This is a genomic window from Rhizobium sophorae (genome assembly GCF_013087515.1).
Taxonomy (GTDB): Bacteria; Pseudomonadota; Alphaproteobacteria; order Rhizobiales; family Rhizobiaceae; genus Rhizobium; species Rhizobium sophorae.
Genome location: NZ_JABFCN010000048.1, coordinates 40,473 through 59,623, shown reverse-complemented (window position 1 = coordinate 59,623; position 19,151 = coordinate 40,473). Strand labels below are relative to the sequence as shown.

Annotated in this window: 20 protein-coding genes; 10 read left to right on the top strand and 10 right to left on the bottom strand. The window is 60.9% G+C overall.

Annotated elements, in window-relative coordinates; genetic code table 11:
- Window positions 1-19 precede the first annotated feature (19 nt).
- Window positions 20-913 carry a LysR family transcriptional regulator ArgP gene (locus tag G9X64_RS26035; RefSeq protein WP_168311590.1) on the top strand — a complete coding sequence of 298 codons (894 nt, stop codon included), beginning with the start codon at window positions 20-22 and terminating at the stop codon, window positions 911-913.
- Between the two features lie 38 nt (window positions 914-951).
- Here the strand turns inward: G9X64_RS26035 and G9X64_RS26030 are convergent, their stop codons facing one another.
- From G9X64_RS26030 to G9X64_RS26000, 7 genes are all read right to left on the bottom strand, one after another.
- Window positions 952-1,311: a hypothetical protein gene (locus tag G9X64_RS26030; RefSeq protein ID WP_168311591.1), complete on the bottom strand. Its 360-nt coding sequence runs from the start codon at window positions 1,309-1,311 to the stop codon at window positions 952-954.
- A gap of 110 nt (window positions 1,312-1,421) precedes the next feature.
- Window positions 1,422-1,904, bottom strand: a complete 483-nt coding sequence (greA, locus tag G9X64_RS26025; protein WP_168311592.1) for a transcription elongation factor GreA — start codon at window positions 1,902-1,904, stop codon at window positions 1,422-1,424.
- Between the two features lie 184 nt (window positions 1,905-2,088).
- Window positions 2,089-2,274 (bottom strand): DUF3008 family protein, encoded by a 186-nt coding sequence (locus tag G9X64_RS26020; RefSeq protein WP_168311593.1) that lies wholly within the window; start codon window positions 2,272-2,274, stop codon window positions 2,089-2,091.
- Window positions 2,275-2,310: 36 nt separating this feature from the next.
- Window positions 2,311-2,520: a hypervirulence associated TUDOR domain-containing protein gene (locus G9X64_RS26015; protein WP_168311594.1), complete on the bottom strand. Its 210-nt coding sequence runs from the start codon at window positions 2,518-2,520 to the stop codon at window positions 2,311-2,313.
- Window positions 2,521-2,573: 53 nt separating this feature from the next.
- Window positions 2,574-2,807, bottom strand: coding sequence for a DUF2171 domain-containing protein (locus G9X64_RS26010; protein WP_168311595.1), 234 nt, complete (start codon window positions 2,805-2,807; stop codon window positions 2,574-2,576).
- Between the two features lie 78 nt (window positions 2,808-2,885).
- Window positions 2,886-3,842, bottom strand: coding sequence for a DUF2950 domain-containing protein (locus G9X64_RS26005; protein ID WP_168311596.1), 957 nt, complete (start codon window positions 3,840-3,842; stop codon window positions 2,886-2,888).
- A gap of 20 nt (window positions 3,843-3,862) precedes the next feature.
- Window positions 3,863-5,245, bottom strand: coding sequence for a DUF3300 domain-containing protein (locus tag G9X64_RS26000; protein WP_168311597.1), 1,383 nt, complete (start codon window positions 5,243-5,245; stop codon window positions 3,863-3,865).
- Window positions 5,246-5,675: 430 nt separating this feature from the next.
- Here G9X64_RS26000 and G9X64_RS25995 point away from each other — a divergent pair, with 430 nt between their 5' ends.
- From G9X64_RS25995 to G9X64_RS25975, 5 genes are all read left to right on the top strand, one after another.
- Window positions 5,676-6,140, top strand: coding sequence for a hypothetical protein (locus tag G9X64_RS25995; RefSeq protein WP_020050364.1), 465 nt, complete (start codon window positions 5,676-5,678; stop codon window positions 6,138-6,140).
- Between the two features lie 200 nt (window positions 6,141-6,340).
- Window positions 6,341-8,059: a SulP family inorganic anion transporter gene (locus G9X64_RS25990; RefSeq protein WP_168311598.1), complete on the top strand. Its 1,719-nt coding sequence runs from the start codon at window positions 6,341-6,343 to the stop codon at window positions 8,057-8,059.
- Between the two features lie 6 nt (window positions 8,060-8,065).
- Window positions 8,066-8,911, top strand: a complete 846-nt coding sequence (gene ppk2 / locus G9X64_RS25985; protein ID WP_168313797.1) for a polyphosphate kinase 2 — start codon at window positions 8,066-8,068, stop codon at window positions 8,909-8,911.
- Window positions 8,912-9,016: 105 nt separating this feature from the next.
- A complete protein-coding gene (locus G9X64_RS25980; protein ID WP_168311600.1) occupies window positions 9,017-9,349 on the top strand; it encodes a hypothetical protein in 333 nt (110 codons plus the stop codon).
- A 177-nt stretch (window positions 9,350-9,526) separates the two neighbouring features.
- Window positions 9,527-10,039, top strand: coding sequence for a CYTH domain-containing protein (locus tag G9X64_RS25975; RefSeq protein WP_171377642.1), 513 nt, complete (start codon window positions 9,527-9,529; stop codon window positions 10,037-10,039).
- A 426-nt stretch (window positions 10,040-10,465) separates the two neighbouring features.
- Here G9X64_RS25975 and G9X64_RS25970 read toward each other — a convergent pair whose 3' ends face one another.
- The 3 genes from G9X64_RS25970 to G9X64_RS25960 form a co-directional block, all read right to left on the bottom strand.
- Complete coding sequence (locus G9X64_RS25970; RefSeq protein WP_168311602.1) at window positions 10,466-11,494, bottom strand: DUF2955 domain-containing protein; 1,029 nt, start codon at window positions 11,492-11,494, stop codon at window positions 10,466-10,468.
- Entirely contained in the window at window positions 11,484-12,590 is a 1,107-nt protein-coding gene (locus G9X64_RS25965; RefSeq protein ID WP_168311603.1) for an HlyD family secretion protein, read from the bottom strand. The genes G9X64_RS25970 and G9X64_RS25965 overlap by 11 nt, the downstream gene beginning before the upstream one ends.
- 166 nt (window positions 12,591-12,756) lie before the next feature.
- Window positions 12,757-13,014 carry a hypothetical protein gene (locus G9X64_RS25960; protein ID WP_168311604.1) on the bottom strand — a complete coding sequence of 86 codons (258 nt, stop codon included), beginning with the start codon at window positions 13,012-13,014 and terminating at the stop codon, window positions 12,757-12,759.
- A gap of 142 nt (window positions 13,015-13,156) precedes the next feature.
- Between G9X64_RS25960 and G9X64_RS25955 the strand changes: the two genes are divergently transcribed.
- From G9X64_RS25955 to G9X64_RS25940, 4 genes are all read left to right on the top strand, one after another.
- On the top strand, window positions 13,157-14,977 hold the full coding sequence (locus G9X64_RS25955) for an adenylate cyclase (RefSeq protein ID WP_171377641.1): 1,821 nt from the start codon (window positions 13,157-13,159) through the stop codon (window positions 14,975-14,977).
- A 142-nt stretch (window positions 14,978-15,119) separates the two neighbouring features.
- Window positions 15,120-16,430 carry an alpha/beta hydrolase gene (locus tag G9X64_RS25950; protein WP_168311606.1) on the top strand — a complete coding sequence of 437 codons (1,311 nt, stop codon included), beginning with the start codon at window positions 15,120-15,122 and terminating at the stop codon, window positions 16,428-16,430.
- A 50-nt stretch (window positions 16,431-16,480) separates the two neighbouring features.
- Entirely contained in the window at window positions 16,481-18,637 is a 2,157-nt protein-coding gene (locus G9X64_RS25945; protein ID WP_171377640.1) for a mechanosensitive ion channel family protein, read from the top strand.
- A 55-nt stretch (window positions 18,638-18,692) separates the two neighbouring features.
- The gene (locus G9X64_RS25940) at window positions 18,693-19,097 is read left to right on the top strand and encodes a hypothetical protein (RefSeq protein WP_168311608.1); all 405 of its coding nucleotides are present in this window, start codon (window positions 18,693-18,695) and stop codon (window positions 19,095-19,097) included.
- Window positions 19,098-19,151: the final 54 nt, after the last annotated feature.

Below are 19,151 nucleotides of genomic sequence, written 5' to 3'. Positions count from 1 at the left end.
AATTTAGCTAAGCTAATTCATGCTCGACTATCCTGCTCTTCGCGCCGTCGCAACCATTGTCCAGACAGGCAGCTTCGAAAGAGCGGCGGCCGTCCTGAACGTGACCCCTTCAGCCATTTCTCAGCGGGTGAAGCAGCTGGAAGAGCGTCTCGGCGTCGTCCTAGTCGTCAGAGGCACCCCGTGCACGGCGACGGAAAAGGGAGAATGGCTCTGTCGCCATATGGAAAATGTCGGCATGCTCGAAGCCGAACTCTTCGAGCAGTTGCCGGCTCTCGTCGATCCCGACGAGCCCCATCAAAGGGTCACGCTTCAAATCGCCACGAATGCCGACAGCCTCGGGACATGGTTCGTTGAGGCCATGTCGAATTTCGCCAAAAGCTCTTCCTATCTGCTTAACGTTGCCGTCGATGATCAGGATCATACGGCCGAATGGCTGCAGCGCGGGCGGGTGATCGCCGCCGTCACCAGCCTGGAAAAACCGGTTCGCGGATGCCGGCGTTTTGCCCTTGGCGTTCTGCGCTACCACGCCACGGCAACGCCCGACTTCGTCGCGCGCCATTTTCCGCAGGGCGTAACATCAGAGGCGATCCGCAATGCTCCGGCCCTGACCTTCAACCAGAAAGACAGGCTGCAGAGCAGCTGGATACGCAAAACGTTCAGACGCGATCTCGATTATCCCACCCACTGGCTGCCGTCGTCGCAGAGCTTCGTCGAGGCGAGCCTTTCGGGCATGTGCTGGGGAATGAACCCGATCCAGTTGACCCGCGAGCATCTTGCGTCCGGACGGCTGGTCGAACTGGTGCCCGACACACCGCTCGATGTCCCGCTCTACTGGCAGATCAACCGCCTCGCCGCCGACCGCCTGGCGGATTTGACGCGCGAAGTCGTCGCGGTGGCCAAGCGCCGTCTTTGACGCGTCACTCAAGAATACAGCAGGCCCACGTCGCTTTGTCAGACATAAGCCGTGCGGCTGCCGAACTCGCTGGCCTCGTCAAAATTCGTCGTGCCGATACGCTCGCTTTCGCCGGAAAATTCTCCAGGAACTTCATCGGCGGGCTTCGATGCGGCAGATGACTGAGATTGGCTGCTTTCGCTCGCTTCGAGCTTGGCGATCTTCGCTTCCAGCGTATCGATAGATTTTTCGATCGTGGCCTTCTCCTGCTCGTCCTGCCCTTCTGACAGGGCTGCGTTCTTTTCGGCAAGCTGTGCCTCGAGAGAGGCAAGCTGATCCGACGAACTGGAAGATGAGGTTGAAACGGCTGAACTCAAAATGGTGGATGCAGAACTGGAAATTGCGCTGACCATGAGCATGACTTTCGATGGTGGAATGTCATCGTTCTAGCCACGGATGGTAAAGGTTCGATAAATAAAGTACCAATCAGTACCAAAATAATGGGCAAGGCTATACGAATATCCCTGTTCTATGCGATGGTCATGATCTCCAGTTCCTGGCCGCCCGTCTCCACGACATCGCCGACAGCCTTGCCCAGCAGCAACCGCGCCACCGGGGAGACGTAGGAAATCGATCCCGCCTTGGGATCGGCTTCGTCCTCCCCGACGATGCGATAGGTCTGCACGCGCCCGTCGTCGCGACGGAAAGTCACGGTATTGCCGAAGGCGACAGTATCGATTGACGTGTGGTGAGGCATGAGCTGCGCTGTGCGAAGTCTTGCCGCTAAGTAGCGAAGATCACGCAAAGGATTGGCCGTCTGCCGCCGCCGTTCGTTCACGTCTTCGACGGTACTCGCAACATCATAAGCCTCGCGGGCCTGCTGGAATTGCAGCTCCAGGGCCTTCAGCCCGGCCTTCGTAACAAGGTTGGGGTGCGGCGAAACCGGACGATCGGGCAGCAGGGTTTCCGAAGCGGTTTCGAAACTCTCTTCCTTGGTGAAGGCGACGGCCAATCTCAGACTCCGTTTTAGGCGCAGTGCGCTGTTCTAGCTGATGGGCAATTGCCCAAATCTCTGTCGAAACCATACATCGACCGCGCACGAACCGCCAATCCTGCTTCATCGGCAGCCGCTGTCAAGACCATGTAGATTAGAGCGGCGGGAAGGTCAGACACCGCATGACGGTACCCGCATCCCTTTATTTCGACACGTGCTCGGGCTTGCCGTTCCTTTTGGTTGACGCGAACTCCTCGAGTTGTTTTTCGCTCATGGATTCGACCATCTGTTTCGAAGCGCCTTTGAGGTGGCTCTTCGGCGTCTCGCCGCGCTTGGCCGAGAGTGCGGCCCCTGCCGCCTTCTGCTGGGCCTTGGATTTGGCTGGCATATCGATCTCCTCTTGCTCAAACGAGCGACCGCCGGCTCAAAGCTTCCTGAGTTCGTCAGGCTTGTGTGCGGCGCGTTTTTCCGACTTGTCGCTCTCGACGATATATTGCGGTTCGGCCTTCGATGCATTCACGCTGTGGCCTTTGATCTTCGTTGGACCGCTCTGCTTCTTGACTACCCTGCCCTCGGTCTTTCCCTGGCTGGTATTCCAGCTCACCTCATCGCCCATCTTCAATTGCTTCGGCATGGCGGCTCCTGTTTTAAGGAGGCTGCGGCCGGTAAGCCGCAGCCGACCGGCTGTCAGTTGATGGTAGCCCATTGCATCCGGACATCCCTGGCATTCTTCGACAGATGGACGTGAGCATCCACGTGATCGACCCAATCGATCGGGATCAAGTGGTGTTTGCCGTCTTCCGAGTCGAGCTTCGTCAGCTTGATGCGCGTGGGGCCGTCGAGATGATCGACCGTGCCGACATGGGTGCCGTCGGCGGTCCGCACTTCCATATGTTCACGAATCTGATCCGCGGAAATCATCGTTTCCTCCTTTGCATTGTCAGGTACGAAGCGGCAACGACGTGAAGCAGACTTGGTTCCCAACACGCGGGACCCTCGTCAATCAGAAGTCACGTCCCAATTGTCACCCGGGTTGAAGGTCCTGACGCCAGCAGCTATTTTTTCCGTCTCCCGGCCGAGATCGGCCTGGTAGACCGTGCCGTTCGCGTTCACGACGAATGTGTGCACGCCGGTTTCGCCATATCGGATCGGCCAGGCGATAAGGGCGAATCCTGCGATCATGTTGCCGTTGATCACATAGTCGAACTCTCCGCCCGCGATGTTCGGCCCCTGGCTGTCGATGATCCTGTAGCGATAGCCGTAATAGCCCTCGCCGGCCTTGGCCTTATCAAGCGCCGCATTGTCTTCGAGGGCGTTGCCCGCAGGGCTATCACCCTCGCCCAGATCAGGCGACCAGTAGAGACCATCGGTTTTGCCGTCGCTGCTGATCAGTTTCTGGGCATATTCGAGAACGCCGTCGTCGTCGTGGTCAGCGGAAGAATATTCCTTTTGGGCGTCGACATAGGCCTGCATCGTGTCGATGGTCTGCAATTCGTTCTCGCCGACGCGACGATTGATGATCTCCTCGAACCCGGCATAGGTGTCGAAGCTCCATTTGCCATCGTCGCCCTTCACGATCGGAAATGGCAGCGGCCATAATTTGTCGCCGATCTCGATGATCTTGCGGTCATCGACGTCCTTCACGACGATCTTCTTCTTCGTGCCGTCCCGGATCTGTGCGTAGGTGTCCATCACCCCTTCGCCTGCCTTCGCTTTCGCGGCATCAATTCCCAGCAGCGCAGTAAACTTGTCGAAGTCGTCGGCCGCCAAGGTCGCCTTGAAAGCGTCGACGGCCTGTTCCGGCGTCTCAAAGACGGGCGGATCGCTCTGTGAAGCGAAGCCCGAGATGACGGTCGCATCGGATGGCTCTGCTGCAGATGTCGGAACCGAATGGGTGGCGAGCACCGCAAGAGCGAACACCGAACCCAGAAGCATGTTTCTGAATGACTTCGTCATGATTTTCCTCCTTCTTTCGGTCACCGACGACCGCCGCCGCGGCCACCGCCGCCGCGGCCGCCGCCACCGCCGCGCATTGCTCTACCGCCGCCGCGATTGCTCCCGGCCATGGCCTGTCTGCCGCGGCTGGACTGCATCTGCGCGCGCTTGCCGCTGTCGACCTGACCGAGGGCCGATGGCTTTCTGGGCCGGCTGTCGACACGGGCCGCAGGCTTCGGCTTTGCGACCGGGCGTTTGGCGTTGACCCCGGGCCTTGCTTTTTCGGCAACCCTGTTCGGAGTCCTTGCCTCAGGCCTGCGGTTCTGCGCGGCCTGCGCTCCCTTCCCGCCCCCGGAAGCCGCCCTTGTATTGGCTGCCTTATTGCGGGCAGCATTTACCCTGTCCGCATCGATCTTGCTCTTGCGGACATCGTTGACACTGACTTTGCCTGGCTTGTCGCGGATCGTGTTCGCACGGTCGTTGCCTCTTGCTCCGACCCTGTCGCCGGCGTTCGCCTCGATACTGGTCCGGAAGGAGCTGCGGTCGATCTTGTTGAACTGCGCGCTGTCGAACCCGATCTTGCTGCGGTCGACGTTTTTCCAGTCGACGTCGTTGATATTCACCTTGCCGTTGATGTTGTTCAAACAGTTGTTGCAGTCGATGTCGACATTGCCGTTCCAGCGCCCGCCCCATACGCCCCAGCGGTTCCAGTCGACGGCGGCGGCCCACACCGCTCCCGTCACCACGCCCGCGAAAAAGGTGGCGGTCGGATAGTAGTAGTTCGGATACGGCTCGGAATAGTAGCCGATGGGCTCGGCCACATAGTTCGGCTCATACAGCATCTCCGGCGCGTATTGCGGAACGTAGATCTTCTCAGGACTGGCGGAGACGATCACGACGTTGTCGTTCTCCTGGCTGACCTTGATCTTGTCGTCGGTCTTGATGATGCCGTCGGCGACCGCTTTGTCGCGCAGTTGCTGTATGGCGATCAGAACGTCCTTCTGCTGGTAGGAAAGCGCCTCTCCGAGAGACTGCGTCCAGTCCAGATCCTCGCTCATCATCGTCACGATCTGAGGATAGTTCAGCAGCGATACGATGCTGCCGTCCCACGTCGTCTTCGGCTTGAGCTGGGGCTGCTTCTTCAAGGTTTCGAGGAACCGGGCTGCTTCCACGACCTGCAGCGGATAGAGCGACGCCGACGTGACGAGCGCAACCAGTTCATCCGGATAAAGCGCGATCCGCGCCACCAGGATTTCGAGTTCGTCCTCGCTCAGAGGCGCCGGCGCGTCGTCTTCCGCCGTGACGGGATTGGAAGCGGCCGGCTCCTGCGCGGCGGCGGTCAGAGTCAGATGTGGCGAAAACGGGAACCCTGCAAAAGGCAGGAACAGGCCCGTGGCGAGTAACAATGCGTGAGGTCTAGCCATCTCAAATCCTCCCTGCGGTCAGACATGGTGTGTAGGCTCGTGCCGCATACTCCTCCGAGTGAAGGAGGATTGATAGCTAAACATCGGCCAAGCCGTCTTTTGCTCCAAATTTATAGCAAAAACAGCGCCAGGCGTAGTCGCAGGACTGGTCTGGCATGTATGTTACAGTAACACGCTTACAAAAGCGGAGTTCAGCGCGCGGGCTAAAATCGACCGCGGCCGCTTGATCACGAGGTCAAGGGCACGGACCACTGCCCTCCTGTGAAAGCGATATGGCACGCCAATTATCATTGACCGCAAGGGCGCGGCTGACGGCTGAAATATATGCCAAGCCGTAGCTTACTAGAACCTACAGTATCATACTGTCTGGTTTGACTTAATCGGTGCTGTAGTTGTCAGTCTTGGCCTTGGACCGCTGGGAGGGAACGTCATGGCTGAAAGTGAAAAGTCAAATCCTCAGATGCTTAGCGCGGAAGAATTGAGACAGAAAGCTCTGGAACTGCAGCTGATAGAAATGCAGCGTGACGACAAAGTCAAAGCGCGTGAAGCAAAAAAACACGCGGAGTTCGTCGATGACTTCTTCCGCAAACACGTCGGCGACAAGGAACGTGACATTATCAGGCGCGTCGTCATGAAGGCAGCCGCCGACGGCAAATCCGAGGCCATGGTCTATAGCTTTCCGTCGAGCTTCTGCACGGATAGCGGCCGCGCGATCAACAGTGCCCGGCCAGAGTGGCCGACGACGCTTCAAGGAAAAGCCAAGGAAATATATGATCTTTTCGTCGAAGTGGCCCGGCCTCACGGCTACAAGCTGAAAGCAATGGTCATCAGTTTTCCGGGCGGCATGCCGGGCGACATCGGCTTCTTCCTGAATTGGGAGGCACCGGTCGGCTAGGCCGCTGTGCAATCATGCGGTTCGTCCGCCATGGGTTCGGCCAGCGCATCAGCGTCCGCGGTCAACCCTTCCGCTGATGCTGCTTTGCAAGACCATCTTCGTCAAAGCCCAATCTGCGCCCAGTCTGGAGCGATCGGAAGCCACCCCACTGGTAGCCTGAATTCGCTTCGGCAGATGAATGAATTTCCGGGGGGAGTGGCATGCTTCAAAGTTTTCATATGCCGATATTCAGGGGCCTGGAGGGATTTCGCGCGGACTGGCTGCGAAGCGATATTCCTGCGGGGCTGTCGATTGCTGCTGTCGGCCTGCCGAGTGCGATCGCTTATCCCGCCATCGCCGGCCTCCCCCCGGAAACCGGGATATATGCGAGCATCGTCGCGCCCGTTGCCTACGCTCTGTTCGGGCCGTCGCGGCTATTGGTGGTCGGGCCGGACGCCGGGACCATGGCGGTTCTCGCGGCGGTCATAGGAACTGTCATCGCCGCGCAACCTGCCGGCACATCAGCCGATCCGGTTGCCATCGCCTCTGCCCTGGCGCTCGGCGTCGGAGCCTTCTATTTTGCAGCACGGCTGCTTCGGCTGGGCGTCCTCGCAAGCTTTCTGTCCCGCCCGATTCTGGTCGGCTTCTTTGCCGGCGTATCCATCTCCATCCTTGTCGGGCAGATCGGCCGCTTTACCGGGGTGCGTATCGAGTCCGACGGTCTCCTGCCGCCGATTGCCGAGATCATTCGCAAGAGTGCCTTGATCCATTGGCCGACATTGCTGTTCGGCCTCGCCATGTTCGCACTGTTGTGGATCGTGAAAGCCACGCGGCTGCCGGTACCGGGACCCGTCGTCGTCGTCGTCGTTTCCGTCATTCTCTCCGCAATCTTCAACTTTGAAGCCGCAGGCATCCGCGTTGTTGGCGATCTCCCCACCGGGCTGCCGTCATTCTCCCTCCATGCATTCTCTCAAATGCCCATGGACAGGATCGTCCTTGGGTCGGCAGCCGTCTTTCTGATCAGTTTTGGCTCGAGTATCGTCGCCGCACGGAGCTTCGGGGGGCGCTCCGGCGAGGAGGTCGACGCCAACCAGGAACTGATCGGGCTGGGCGCGGCGAACATCGCCCCCGGTCTGTTTGGTTCATTTCCCATCGCCGTGTCCGACTCGCGCACAGCGATCAATCTTGCAGTCGGCGGCAGATCGCAGGCAGCCGGTCTCGTTTCCGCCGTGACCCTGATGGCGGCGCTGTTGTTCTTGAACGGCGCCCTGCGCATCCTGCCGATCCCTGCCCTGGCGGCGATCCTGGCGGCAGCCGCAATCAGCCTGATCGACGTCAGCGAGTTGAGAAAGATATGGCACATCAGCCGCGCGGAGTTCGTCTTCGCCCTCATCGCCATGTTCGGAGCTATCAGCTTCGGAGTCCTGAACGGCGTCATCGTCGCGATCGCCGCAACCCTGATCTATCTCCTGCGCAAGACGATGTTCCCGAAAGACACGCTTCTCGGCCGCATTGCCGGACGTGATGGCTTCTACGACATGCAGCGCTTTCCAGACGCCCAGGGCATTCCAGGCATCGCCATATGCCTCGTCCAGGGCAATCTTCTGTTTTACAACGCCGATTATGTCCGCATCCGGCTTCGCGCCATCGCTGACGGCCTACCGGCCGAAACGCGCTGGTTCATCCTCGACGCCAGCGCCATTGCGCATATCGACAGCACCGGAGCCGCAGCACTCGATGCCGTGCAGGCAAATCTCTCCGGGCGAGGCATCGTCTTCGCCGTGGCTCACCTGAACGCCGAGGTCACGGAGCTGCTGGGCCGCGCCGGTGTCGTCGATGGCATCGGAGCCGGAAAGTTCTTTGGCGACACGGAGGACGCGCTGCGCGCCGCGCGCCTGGGGGAAGGAAGCGACCGGCCTTTGGCCGGAGGTCATCAGTAAAAGGTCATGGAGGAAGTGATGAACAAACGGCAGGACGACGACACAGAAGTAGACGAAAAGAAAGGCAAGAAGTCCTGGAACTACGACAAGGAAATCGTAAAGCTGCAGGTCGAGCTCGCGCATCTGCAGTCCTGGGTGAAGAAATCGGGCGCTCGCATCGTGATCGTCTTCGAGGGCCGGGATGCTGCCGGCAAAGGCGGGATGATCAAGCGAATTACCGAGCGCGTCAGTCCACGGGTCTTTCGCGTGATCGCGCTGCCGGCCCCGACCGATCGCGAAAAGACGCAAATGTATATGCAACGCTACATCGCACATATGCCCGCCGCGGGCGAAATCGTCATATTCGATCGCAGTTGGTACAATCGCCCCGGCGTGGACCGGGTGATGGGATTCTGCTCCGAGAAAAAGGCCCGGCGCTTTCTCGAGCTGGCTCCCGGTTTCGAAGCCTCGATCGTCGAAAGCGGCATCACCCTGCTGAAGTACTTCCTGACGGTCGGCGAGAAGGAACAGGATCGGCGCTTCAGGCGGCGGATCGAGGATCCGCTGCGGCAGTGGAAGCTCAGCCCGATGGATGTCGAGTCGTATCAACGGTGGTGGGACTACACGATTGCTTACGACGAGATGATCCGGGCGACGGACCGCCAGCACGCCCCATGGTGGATCGTGCCGTCAGACGACAAGAAGCGCGCGCGCATCAACTGCATCTCGCACATCCTGAAGTCGATTCCGTACGAAACGATGAAGTTCAACGCACCGGACCTTGGGAAACGTCAAAAGCGGCCCGCTGACTATATCGAAGACAAAAGCATCCGGCATTTTGTGCCGGATGTGGTCGCCGAGCAGATGCAATAATCGAAGCCGCGCGGGAACGACACCGCAATTTGAGGAGGAAGGCCCGCGCCCGGAACAGCACCGGCTTTCCGGCGCGGTGGTGTTAACAATCAACAGGAGTGTGTGATGATCCATCCATCGATCCGTGTGCTGTCTGTCGCCATTGCCTGCATTCTTCCATTGGCCGGCATATGCGTTTCGCAAGCTCGGGCGGCCGAGCCGTTCGATCAATTTCCGGTCGCCGTAGCCTGCGAATATAAAGGCCTGTACCAGATCTTCTATCTCACGAGGTTGGAGGCGGATGGCGTGGCCACCTATGTCAATCCGAGCAAGCTTGCCGGAACGATATCTGTCGGGGGGACCGCTAAAGCGTTGGGTGAACCAATCGGCGGAAGTTGTCTCGGTAAAACACTGGAGCAGCTCAAGGCGTCGGGACAGGTCCTCGATCTGAAGCGCTAGCAACCTGCCTTTCCGGATGCCCTGGATCCGGCATGTCGCAATCGACGGCACGATCCAGCGGGAGGCAGGCTGCACCTGCAGACCCAAATTAAGGTCCGGACAGCGGGCGTGGCGGAAAGTCCGTCACGCATCGCCATCCAGCTTCGTCGTGGTTCGGAACGACAAAGGGAGGGCAAGATGACCGCGGAGATTGAGCGAAAATACCTCGTCGTAAACGATAGTTGGCGGGACCACGCTTCCAAAGGCGCCGCGTTCTGCCAAGGCTACCTGCTGGCTAGGAAAAACCGCTTCGTGCGGGTCAGGATCATCGATAAGGCAAGCGCCGTCCTGACCGTTAAACTCCGGACCGGGCGCCTGAGGCGCGAAGAGTTCGAATATGAGATTCCCTACCCCGATGCCCTGGAAATGATCGCCTTTGCAACGAGTGTGGTGGATAAGACCCGCTACGAGGTGAAACATTGTGGCTGCCTTTGGGAGGTGGACGTCTATGGCGGTGTCCACAACGGACTCGTTATCGCAGAAATCGAGCTTGCCGACGAAAGCGACCAACCTCCCTACCCGCCGTGGCTCGGCCCGGAAGTGACCGGAAATGCCGCATTTTCCAATCGTACGCTCGCAATGTTTGCGCGACGTAACGAATACGGCAGTCGGAACATGTCAAAGCCGCAACCTGCTGGGCAGCTTCCCTAAGATCTTGGTCACGGGCGGCAGTTATCCGTGCCGAGTTGAAAGCAAAGACCGACGGTGAGATCATGCCGATGAAATGCGACTAAATTTCTCTCGCCCAACCTTGAATCTGTGATCTTCCTATGGCGATGCCAACGCATCGGCAGTTAGCGCTGCAGGTCGTAGCACTGCGCCCTGCGGCTCCCGGTCTGGCAAGTCGGCGAGAAATGGAGTCGATAACGCCTCTGTTTCATACATTCGCTGAAGCCCTTGGGGTCAGGTGGATCCTTCCATAGATATGCGAGTTCGCAGTGCTTGCGGACATTGAGGAAGTCTTCTGTTCTCTGGGCGGCGTCTACTGAATCCGCCGAAGCGACTAACGCCAAGAACATCGCGGGACTGAAGACAGCCGACTTCTTCAAGGTAAGCTGCTCTCAGAGAACGCCTGAGTCATACCGATATCCTCTTCGTTTCCGCGGCCCGCGGCCACAGGATTGCGGCAAGCAGCAGCGCATAGATCAACGCCGCCGCGACATAGACGATGCGGGTGGCGAAGGATTCTGCGGCGCTGCCCGGCAGGGGTGAGACCCCGAGGCCGAAGAGGATCAGGAATGTCGTCAGGGCGCCGGCAAAAACCGGGGCGTCTTTTGACCGGGCGGCTGCGCGCCCTCCGAGCAGGAGGACGACGACGAGAACGATGAGGAAGATCGAGAGGAGATTGGGGCGCAGCGACAGCGCGGCATAGGCGACGGAGGCGAGCACCCCGCCGAACAGATTGACGAGCACGAGCCCCATCGCCGCCCGCCCGCTCGCGGCAACGTCGAGCTGCCCGAGCAGCGACGCCACGGTTATGGGAATGACTGCCGCAGCCGTCAGGTTGTCGCTGGTCAGGCAGATCACGACGGAGCCCAAGAGGATGACCGTGTTTGCCAGCGCCCGAAGCAAGGCCGGCGGCCGCTCGTCGATCGCCACCGCCTCGACCTCCTGGGAGAACGGCTCGGGAAAGACCGCATGGGCGAGCCACATCAGAACCGCGCCCGACAACACCCCGGCGACCAGGATGGACAGGATGGAATTGGCGAGCTCCTTGTTCAGGATGCCGAGCAGAGGCACGATGATCGAAACGACGAGCACGAGAAAGACGGCCGGTCCTCCCTTTCCCGTCGACTGGGCGGCGAAGCACGCGAAATAGGTTAGCCCCAGGATCAGAAGGAAGGGCGCTGGACGGTCGCCGAGCACGTTGGTCAGAACCATCATCGCCATCCCGGCGATCAGAATGACCATCGCCGCACCTACGGTCTTGCCGAGCGGCATGGGCCGCGAACTTCCGAGCAGAAACTGGGCGGCAAAGAGCGGACCGAGGAACGGCACGATGGCCCCCGCATACACTGCCAGCGTGAAGCCGATGGAGACCGCGAACGCAACACGAAGCCCCTTGCGTTTCTGCTCCTCGACCGCGGCGCTCCTCTCAGCGAACATAGGTCAGCACCGACATGATCCGGATCCAGAGCGATCCCCAGGCATTGGTGACCGGGTTGTCGCCGGTGTAGACGACAACGGTCGCCTGCGAGCCGTAGCGCACACCGCCCTTGGGCCGCTGCGCCTCCTCGATGATGAGCCGTACTGGAAACCGCTGCGGCTCCTGGACCCAACCGCTATCGCTCCGGATCGTCGGCAATCCGGTGTTCGGGTCCGTGCTGCCCTGCGATACGCCGAAACCAACGCTCTCGACTTGCGCCGGAAACAGCCGTCCAGGAAGCGCGTCGAAAAGGACTTCCGCCCGGTTGCCGACTGCCACATTCTCGAGGCTGTTCTCCTTGAAGGCGGCGGTGATCCAGATCGTGCCGGCATCGATGAAGGTCATGGCTGACTGTCCAGCCGACACGACCTTACCGGTTGTAAGTTGGAGGTTGGTCACGACCCCGGCCGAAGGTGCCCGAACGGTGGTCCGCAGCAGATCGAGTCTTGCCTTTTCGAGCGCTGCCAGAGCTGCCCGGAGCTGCGGATTGTCATTTCCGCTCGGCCCGAGCTGCTCCTTGGCCTTGGCCAGCTCGGCCTCAGCACCGGTGACGGCCGCCTCTGACTGATTGAAAGCCGATTTGGTTGAATCGGCCCGCGCTTTGGAATACACGCCCCTCTTTTGCAGCTCTTCGGCGCGCGCAGCTTGTTCGCGAAGATTGTCCCGATCGACCTGGGCCGTGACGAGCTTTGCCTGCGCCGCATCGACAGCAGCCGTTGACGCGCCCATTGACTGGCCGACACTTGCAAGGCTCGCCTCGGCCTCATTGACCGCGAGCTCGTAGCGCTCGGGATCGATACGAAAGAGAACCTGATCGGCCTCGACGCGTGAGTTGTCGGCGACGCCGACTTCCACGACCCGGCCGGTGACTTCGGGCGCGATGCCGACGATATAGGCCTGGACCTGAGCTTGCGAGGTCGATGGCGTGCGCCGCTCCATGAAGATGGACAGGACGAACAGGACGAGCGCCAGCAGGACGACGATAAGGGCTATCCTGCGGAGTGGATTCCGAGGCGCTGGGGAAATGGCAGGCTCGTCCAAGTCTTCGGAAACCACGGCAATATCCTTCGGAAGCGTTTCGTTTCGTGGAAGCGCAAAGTTTCAGCGCGCGAAGTTCAGCGCCGGACGTCTATGGCGATGGTCGTTACCGGGAGATGGAACGCAAGTAGGTAACCGTAACATACGCCTCGCGATGGCGGCCGCCGGGGCCTGGCCGCGCATATTAGCGAGCGATTGGCGGTACCGAGCCTTCAAGCGCGCGCGCTATCTCCTTGGAGAGTTCTGCGATCAGCTCCTGGTATTCGACGACGCGCTCGTCGCGTTTCGGATCGGTTGAGACTTTCCATTTCTGCAGCGCCGATTGGGCGTCGGCAAAGTCCCTGCAGATTTCCCGAAAGTCCTCACTGCGGGCAGAGAGATCGTCGATCGCCTTGATCTTGGCTGGAAACTGCCGACGGACTGCGGTCACGCCTTCGTCCATGGTTTACTCCTCACGGCATTTGGACGCTGCCTCTGCAACGTGTGCCCCGCCCAATCTTCATGGACGACGCAGGGTTCGTGGAGTATGTTACCGTAACATACGGTCTGGCAGTGACGTGACTCAACGGGGGATTGGGGCAGACATGCAGACGTGGATACCAGCAGAGGGGTCTGCAGCACCCATTCCTTTCGGGCCGGCACCTCAAGCCGACGATATCAGGGAGCAACTGGAACGTGTCGTCTCCAGCCCTGAGTTTCCGGGCGTCGGTCGCGCCGCAGCGTTTCTCCGCTATGTTGTCTCGGAAACCCTCGAGGGCCGGGGCAACCGGATCAAAGCCTATTCGATCGCGATAGAGGTGTTCGGCCGGGATGCCGGCTTTACCCAGGACGATCCGGTGGTCAGGATCGAGGCCGGGCGGCTGCGGCGATCGCTTGAGCGCTATTATCTCGTCGCCGGGCAGCATGATCCGGTCAGGATTGACATTCCCAAAGGTGGATATATCCCAACCTTTGCCTGGTCCTGTCCGGCATCAGTAGACGCTGGAGACGACGAAGCTGACGAAACATCGCCCTCGGAGGTCCGCTCCGGACGTTGGTGGCGGTCAAGGCGGGTTCTGTTGCCTGGTGCTGTCGCGCTCGCGGCAGTCGCTATTTCGCTATATTGGGTCGGCACACGATCTCCCGCTCCGTCGCTCGAACGCGTTGTAAGCCTGTCGCCCGATCGTCCGGCCCTCGTGGTGGCCCCGTTTGCCAATCTCGGTGAAGAGCCGGAAGCGCAGCTCTACACTGCCGGCCTGACCGAGGAACTGATGACCATCCTGCCACGGTTCAAGGAGATCAAGGTCTTCGGTCGCGAGACGTCCAAGTCCCTCCCCGCAGATGTGGGCGCATCGGAGATCCGGGCCGAATTCGGCGCACGTTATCTCCTTGCCGGTGGGGTACGCATGTCAGGCAAGCGTCTTCGTGTGACAGCCAGATTGCTCGATACGTCGGACGGCGAGATCCTCTGGTCGGAGAATTATGACAATGATCTCGCATCGGAGGACCTGTTTGCGATCCAGACGGATGTCGCCAGAAAGGTCGCGACCGCCATCGCCCAGCCCTACGGGGTCATGGCACAGGTCGACTCCGCCAGTCCGCCGCCTGAGGATCTCGGTGCATATGAGTGCACGCTGCGCTTCTATGCCTATCGTTCGGAACTGAGCGCCGAAGCGCATGCCCGCGTCCGGGATTGCCTCGAGGCCGCGCTCGCGCGGTTTCCGAACTACGCAACCGCCTGGGCAATGCTATCGATCGTTTATCTCGATGAGGACCGCTACAAGTTCAATCCCGCACCAGACCAGGATTCAGCCATACAGCGTGCGCTCGATGCCGCCAGGCGCGCAACGCAGATCGATCCAAGCAATACGCGCGGACTTCAAGCGCTGATGACCGCGCTGTTCTTCGACAGGCAGCTCGCTGAATCACTTCGTGTGGGCGAACTGGCGCTCGCCACCAACCCCAACGACACCGAACTGATCGGCGAGTTTGGAACGCGGCTTGCGATCGCCGGCCAGTGGCAACGCGGAGCTGCCCTCCTGGATCAGGCCATCGCCCTCAATCCAGGCAGCGGCGGCTTTTATCACGGAACGCGAGCGCTGGCTGCCTACATGCTTCACGACAACGACACCGCCGTGCTGGAGATCAGGCAGGCGAACATGCAGAAGTTTCCTCTCTTCCATGTCGTCGCCGCCATCATCTACGCCGAGGCAGGTCTGATGGACGACGCCCGCCGGGAAGGACAGATCTTCGTCAGCATGCGACCTGACTTCCTGCCGAACGTGGTCACGGAACTCGCGATGCGCAACATGCAGCCTGAAGATCGCGACCGCTTGATCGAAGGACTTCGCAAGGCGGGGATGACGGTGCCTGATCCCGATGCAATTGCGTCGAGCGCCGCCACCTCGGACCTGCAACCCCGCTGATGCGGTCTCCCTGACCGTAACATACCCGATCATACGGGTAAGCCATCTCATCTTCGCATAGTCTCGCCCGGTGCCGACTTCGACCGCCGCGGCGCGCGGCGTCGAGGACTGCCGGAACTTGACGGGGCGATGAGGAACAGCAGTGAGCACAAAATGTCGCAATGGCCGAATTCAACCACGCCCTTCCCAAGGTCTGAAATGGATCTCGGCTCTCCTGCTGCTTTGCGCATTAACCGGATGTGGCGGCCACCCGAAGAACGTGCTCATCCCCGTTGCCGATAGCGCCCCGAACGCCACCAAGGTAGAGATGCTGGTGACCACGACGCGCACCCGCTCCAAGATTGAAGGCGAAATGTTCACCGGCGAGCGCGCCCTCGCCCCGGCCTTTGCCGACATCACGGTGTCCATTCCCCCAGCGAACGTGCGCAAGATCGGCGAAGTCGCCTGGCCGAGGCGGCTTCCCTCCAACCCGGCAACCGACTTCGCAACCTTGAAAGCCGACGAGATCACGCGCGACGACGCCAAGAAATGGCTGAGCGCCTCGGTCAGGAAAAGCCGTGACCGTAGCGTGCTGGTTTTCATCCACGGCTTCAACAACCGTTTCGAAGACTCCGTCTATCGCTTCGCCCAGATCGTCAAGGATTCCGGCGTCCATAGTGCGCCGGTGCTGGTGACATGGCCGTCGCGCGGCAGTCTGCTGGCATACGGATATGACAGGGAGAGCACGAACTACACGCGCAACGCCTTGGAGACGCTCTTCCAGTATCTCGCCAAAGACCCAGAGGTGAAGGAAGTCTCGATCCTGGCGCATTCCATGGGGAACTGGCTGGCGCTGGAGGCGCTTCGCCAGATGGCGATCCGCAATGGCCGCCTTCCTGCCAAGTTCGAGAATGTCATGCTGGCCTCGCCAGACGTGGATGTCGATGTCTTCCGCCAGCAGATCGTCGACATGGGCAAGCAGCATCCGAAGTTCACCCTGTTCGTTTCGCGAGACGATCGCGCGCTCGCGGTATCCCGTAGGGTATGGGGCGACGTCGCCAGACTCGGCGCCATCGATCCCGAGCAGGCCCCCTTCAAGAAGGAACTGGCCGACAGCCAGATCACGGTCATCGACCTCACCAAGGTCAAGGCGGGCGACAAGCTGAACCACGGAAAATTTGCGGAATCGCCCGAGGTCGTTCAATTGATTGGGGCGCGGATTTCCGACGGCCAGACGCTGACCGACAGCAAGGTCGGGCTCGGGGACAAGATCCTTGCCGCGACGACAAGCACAGCCGCTGCGGCAGGCAGCGCGGCCGGCCTGATCCTTGCCGCCCCGGTCGCCGTCGTCGATGCGGATACCAGAGACAATTACGCCGGCCAGGTCAGCGGCCTCACGGGCCCTGTGGGTAGGCAGCCGCGAGCGCCCGACTGCATCGCCGCAGGCCGGTCGAAGGAGTCGTGCAGGCAATGACGGCTTAGGGAACCGGTAGGCGAACAGGTTCATCGAGATCAGGATAAACGATGTTATTACTTTCCAGGATCCGCATGTTTAGATCGTTTTTTACCGGGGCTGCCCTGGTGTCCGTCCTCCTTAGTGCTTCGATTGCCATGGCCCAGAGCGTGACGCCTGCAAGCCCACAGCCGGAAAGTGTCCAGCGCTTTATCGGGATGTTCTCGGATCCCGATGTCCAGCGCTTCCTGCAGCAGCAGTCGCAAGCAGCCAAGGCCGCGGCGGAACCGCCCTTGGAAACCCCGAACGCCGACCCTTCATTCTCGGAATTCGCGATGCGATTCCGTGCCCACGCCTCCGGTCTTCTCGGCGCCATCCAGTCCTTTCCCCTGGAGACGATGCGAGGCGGGGCCGTGCTCGAACGGGACATCCAGGCGAACGGCGGCACACGGCCGATCTTCCTGGTCGCGGCCTTCGTCGCCGTCGGGCTGGCCGCGCAATGGCTGTTCTGGTGGATCAGCGCCGGCTGGCGCTCGTGGATGGCACGCGCGCCCTTTGCCACGGTTCGCGAGAGGGTGATCGCACTGGCCGCGAGGCTTCTGTGGGCGGCATGTTACGTCCTTTCGTTCGGCCTCGGCAGCATAGGCTTCTTCCTGCTGTTCCAATGGCCGCCTGTTGTCAGGGAGATCGTCGTCGGCTACCTCTTCGCGATCGTCGTCTTCCGCCTGGCGAGCGCGCTTTTCGACGTGCTTCTGGCGCCACGGGCGGAGGAAGAGGGTCGGTTCCGTGTCGTCCCGATCACGAAGGATGCCGCCGGCCACTGGGCGAAACGCTTGGGTTATCTCGTTGGCTGGTATGCCTTTGGCTGGGTGACCATCCGCCTGCTCGGCACTCTCGGCTTTTCCGTCCCGGCCCGGCAACTCGTGGCATATTCGCTTGGCCTCGTGCTGCTCGTCATCGGCATCGAAGCCGTTTGGAGACGTCCATCCCGATTGTCGATCGGCCAAGCCAGCCGGGTCGGCCTGCGGGCGCGGAACTGGCTCTGGACGGTCTACTTCGTCGCCGTCTGGCTGCTATGGGTGGTCGGCGCCATGAAGCTGTTCTGGATCGCGGTGGTCTGTGCCGCCCTGCCCGGCGCCATCGCCCTCACCAAGGCGTCGGTCAACAATATCCTGCGCTCTTCCGCCGCCGAAGAGGACGGCCTCCAAAGAAGCACCGTCGTCTCGGTGATCGTCGAGCGCGGCATAAGGGCAGCGCTCATCGTCGGCGCCATCGTTCTGCTTGCGGATGCCCTGGACGTCAGGCTGACGCAGATGACCATGCAGGATTCCCCGCTTCTGCGCCTCGTGCGCGGCCTCCTCAGCGCCGGGATCATTCTGCTGGTCGTCGATCTCGCCTGGAATATCGTGAAAGTGCTGATCGATCGCAAACTCGGCGATACCGAGGCGGTCCTTGAAGCCGGCAGCGAACGGGAGCGGCGGCGCACGCGTCTCAGAACTCTGCTGCCGATCCTTCGCAATTTCCTGATGATCCTCTTCGTCGCCATCGCGATCATGATGGCGCTGTCGTCGCTCGGCGTGGAAATCGGCCCCTTGATCGCAGGTGCCGGCGTGGTCGGCGTCGCCATCGGCTTCGGTGCGCAGACCGTGGTCAAGGACGTCATCAGCGGGATGTTCTACCTGCTCGACGACGCCTTCCGGGTAGGCGAATATATCCAGAGCGGCAGCTACAAGGGCACCGTCGAGTCCTTCAGCTTGCGGTCCATCAAACTCAGGCACCACCGCGGCGCTGTCTACATCGTGCCCTTCAGCGAACTCGGAGCCGTTCAGAACATGAGCCGCGACTGGGTGATCGAGAAGATGACGATCACCATCACCTACGATTCCGACATCGAGAAGGCCCGCAAGATCATCAAGAAGATCGGCCTGGAACTGTTCGAGGATCCGGAGTTCAAACCGACCACGATCGAGCCGTTGAAGATGCAGGGGATCGACAGCCTGGGTGACTCCGGCCTGCTTCTGCGGATGAAGGTCATGACCCTTCCGGGCCAGCAGTTCACGCTGAAGCGGCGGGCTCTGCGGATGATCCATCAGGCGTTCAACGAAAACGGCATCAAGCTCGCCGTGCCGACCGTCCAGGTCTCGGGCGGAAAGGACGACGCTGTTGCAGCCGCTGCCCAGCAGACGCTTGCAGCGCAGAGTGCGGCGACCGCCGCGAACCCGGCCTGAGAGCGGCACTCTTCAGGCCATGAAACCAGACACGAAAGCAATGGGAGGAAATGCGATGAAGATCCTGGACATCCTGTCGCACATGCTCGCAACACTTGCCGTGCTGATGATGATCTGCGCGCCCCTCCTCGTTCCCGCGACGGCCGAAGCCGCGCGTCGCGGCGTGGCGGCCTGCGGCCCGAGAGGCTGCGGCGCTGCGGCCTGCGGACCGCGTGGATGCGCTGCCGTCGGACGCCGAACCGCTCCAGTCGTTCGCCCGCCCGTCCGACGTGGTGTGGTGGTCGTCGCCCCTCGCCGCTACTGGCGTCCGGGTACAGCCATCGCCGCGGGTGCTGCCATCGGCTTTGTCGCCGGAGCAGCCGCCGTTTCACTGGCAGGCACGCCGCCGCAGTCTGGTCAATGCTGGTACTACACCTCGCCCGCCAAGACCACGGGCTTCTGGGACGTATGCCCGCGCTGAGTGGCTCGCAGAAAGGCCGGTGAGTCCGTCTGGTTCTTCGTCACCATCCTCCCC

What these genes read in the sequence shown, in the direction of transcription:
- G9X64_RS26035 (WP_168311590.1), top strand. Translation starts at nt 20, where the DNA reads ATGCTCGACTATCCTGCTCTTCGCGCCGTCGCAACCATTGTCCAGACA.
- G9X64_RS26030 (WP_168311591.1), bottom strand. Translation starts at nt 1,311, where the DNA reads ATGCTCATGGTCAGCGCAATTTCCAGTTCTGCATCCACCATTTTGAGT.
- G9X64_RS26020 (WP_168311593.1), bottom strand. Translation starts at nt 2,274, where the DNA reads ATGCCAGCCAAATCCAAGGCCCAGCAGAAGGCGGCAGGGGCCGCACTC.
- G9X64_RS26015 (WP_168311594.1), bottom strand. Translation starts at nt 2,520, where the DNA reads ATGCCGAAGCAATTGAAGATGGGCGATGAGGTGAGCTGGAATACCAGC.
- G9X64_RS26010 (WP_168311595.1), bottom strand. Translation starts at nt 2,807, where the DNA reads ATGATTTCCGCGGATCAGATTCGTGAACATATGGAAGTGCGGACCGCC.
- G9X64_RS26005 (WP_168311596.1), bottom strand. Translation starts at nt 3,842, where the DNA reads ATGACGAAGTCATTCAGAAACATGCTTCTGGGTTCGGTGTTCGCTCTT.
- G9X64_RS26000 (WP_168311597.1), bottom strand. Translation starts at nt 5,245, where the DNA reads ATGGCTAGACCTCACGCATTGTTACTCGCCACGGGCCTGTTCCTGCCT.
- G9X64_RS25995 (WP_020050364.1), top strand. Translation starts at nt 5,676, where the DNA reads ATGGCTGAAAGTGAAAAGTCAAATCCTCAGATGCTTAGCGCGGAAGAA.
- G9X64_RS25990 (WP_168311598.1), top strand. Translation starts at nt 6,341, where the DNA reads ATGCTTCAAAGTTTTCATATGCCGATATTCAGGGGCCTGGAGGGATTT.
- ppk2 (WP_168313797.1), top strand. Translation starts at nt 8,066, where the DNA reads ATGGAGGAAGTGATGAACAAACGGCAGGACGACGACACAGAAGTAGAC.
- G9X64_RS25980 (WP_168311600.1), top strand. Translation starts at nt 9,017, where the DNA reads ATGATCCATCCATCGATCCGTGTGCTGTCTGTCGCCATTGCCTGCATT.
- G9X64_RS25975 (WP_171377642.1), top strand. Translation starts at nt 9,527, where the DNA reads ATGACCGCGGAGATTGAGCGAAAATACCTCGTCGTAAACGATAGTTGG.
- G9X64_RS25970 (WP_168311602.1), bottom strand. Translation starts at nt 11,494, where the DNA reads ATGTTCGCTGAGAGGAGCGCCGCGGTCGAGGAGCAGAAACGCAAGGGG.
- G9X64_RS25960 (WP_168311604.1), bottom strand. Translation starts at nt 13,014, where the DNA reads ATGGACGAAGGCGTGACCGCAGTCCGTCGGCAGTTTCCAGCCAAGATC.
- G9X64_RS25955 (WP_171377641.1), top strand. Translation starts at nt 13,157, where the DNA reads ATGCAGACGTGGATACCAGCAGAGGGGTCTGCAGCACCCATTCCTTTC.
- G9X64_RS25945 (WP_171377640.1), top strand. Translation starts at nt 16,481, where the DNA reads ATGTTATTACTTTCCAGGATCCGCATGTTTAGATCGTTTTTTACCGGG.
- G9X64_RS25940 (WP_168311608.1), top strand. Translation starts at nt 18,693, where the DNA reads ATGAAGATCCTGGACATCCTGTCGCACATGCTCGCAACACTTGCCGTG.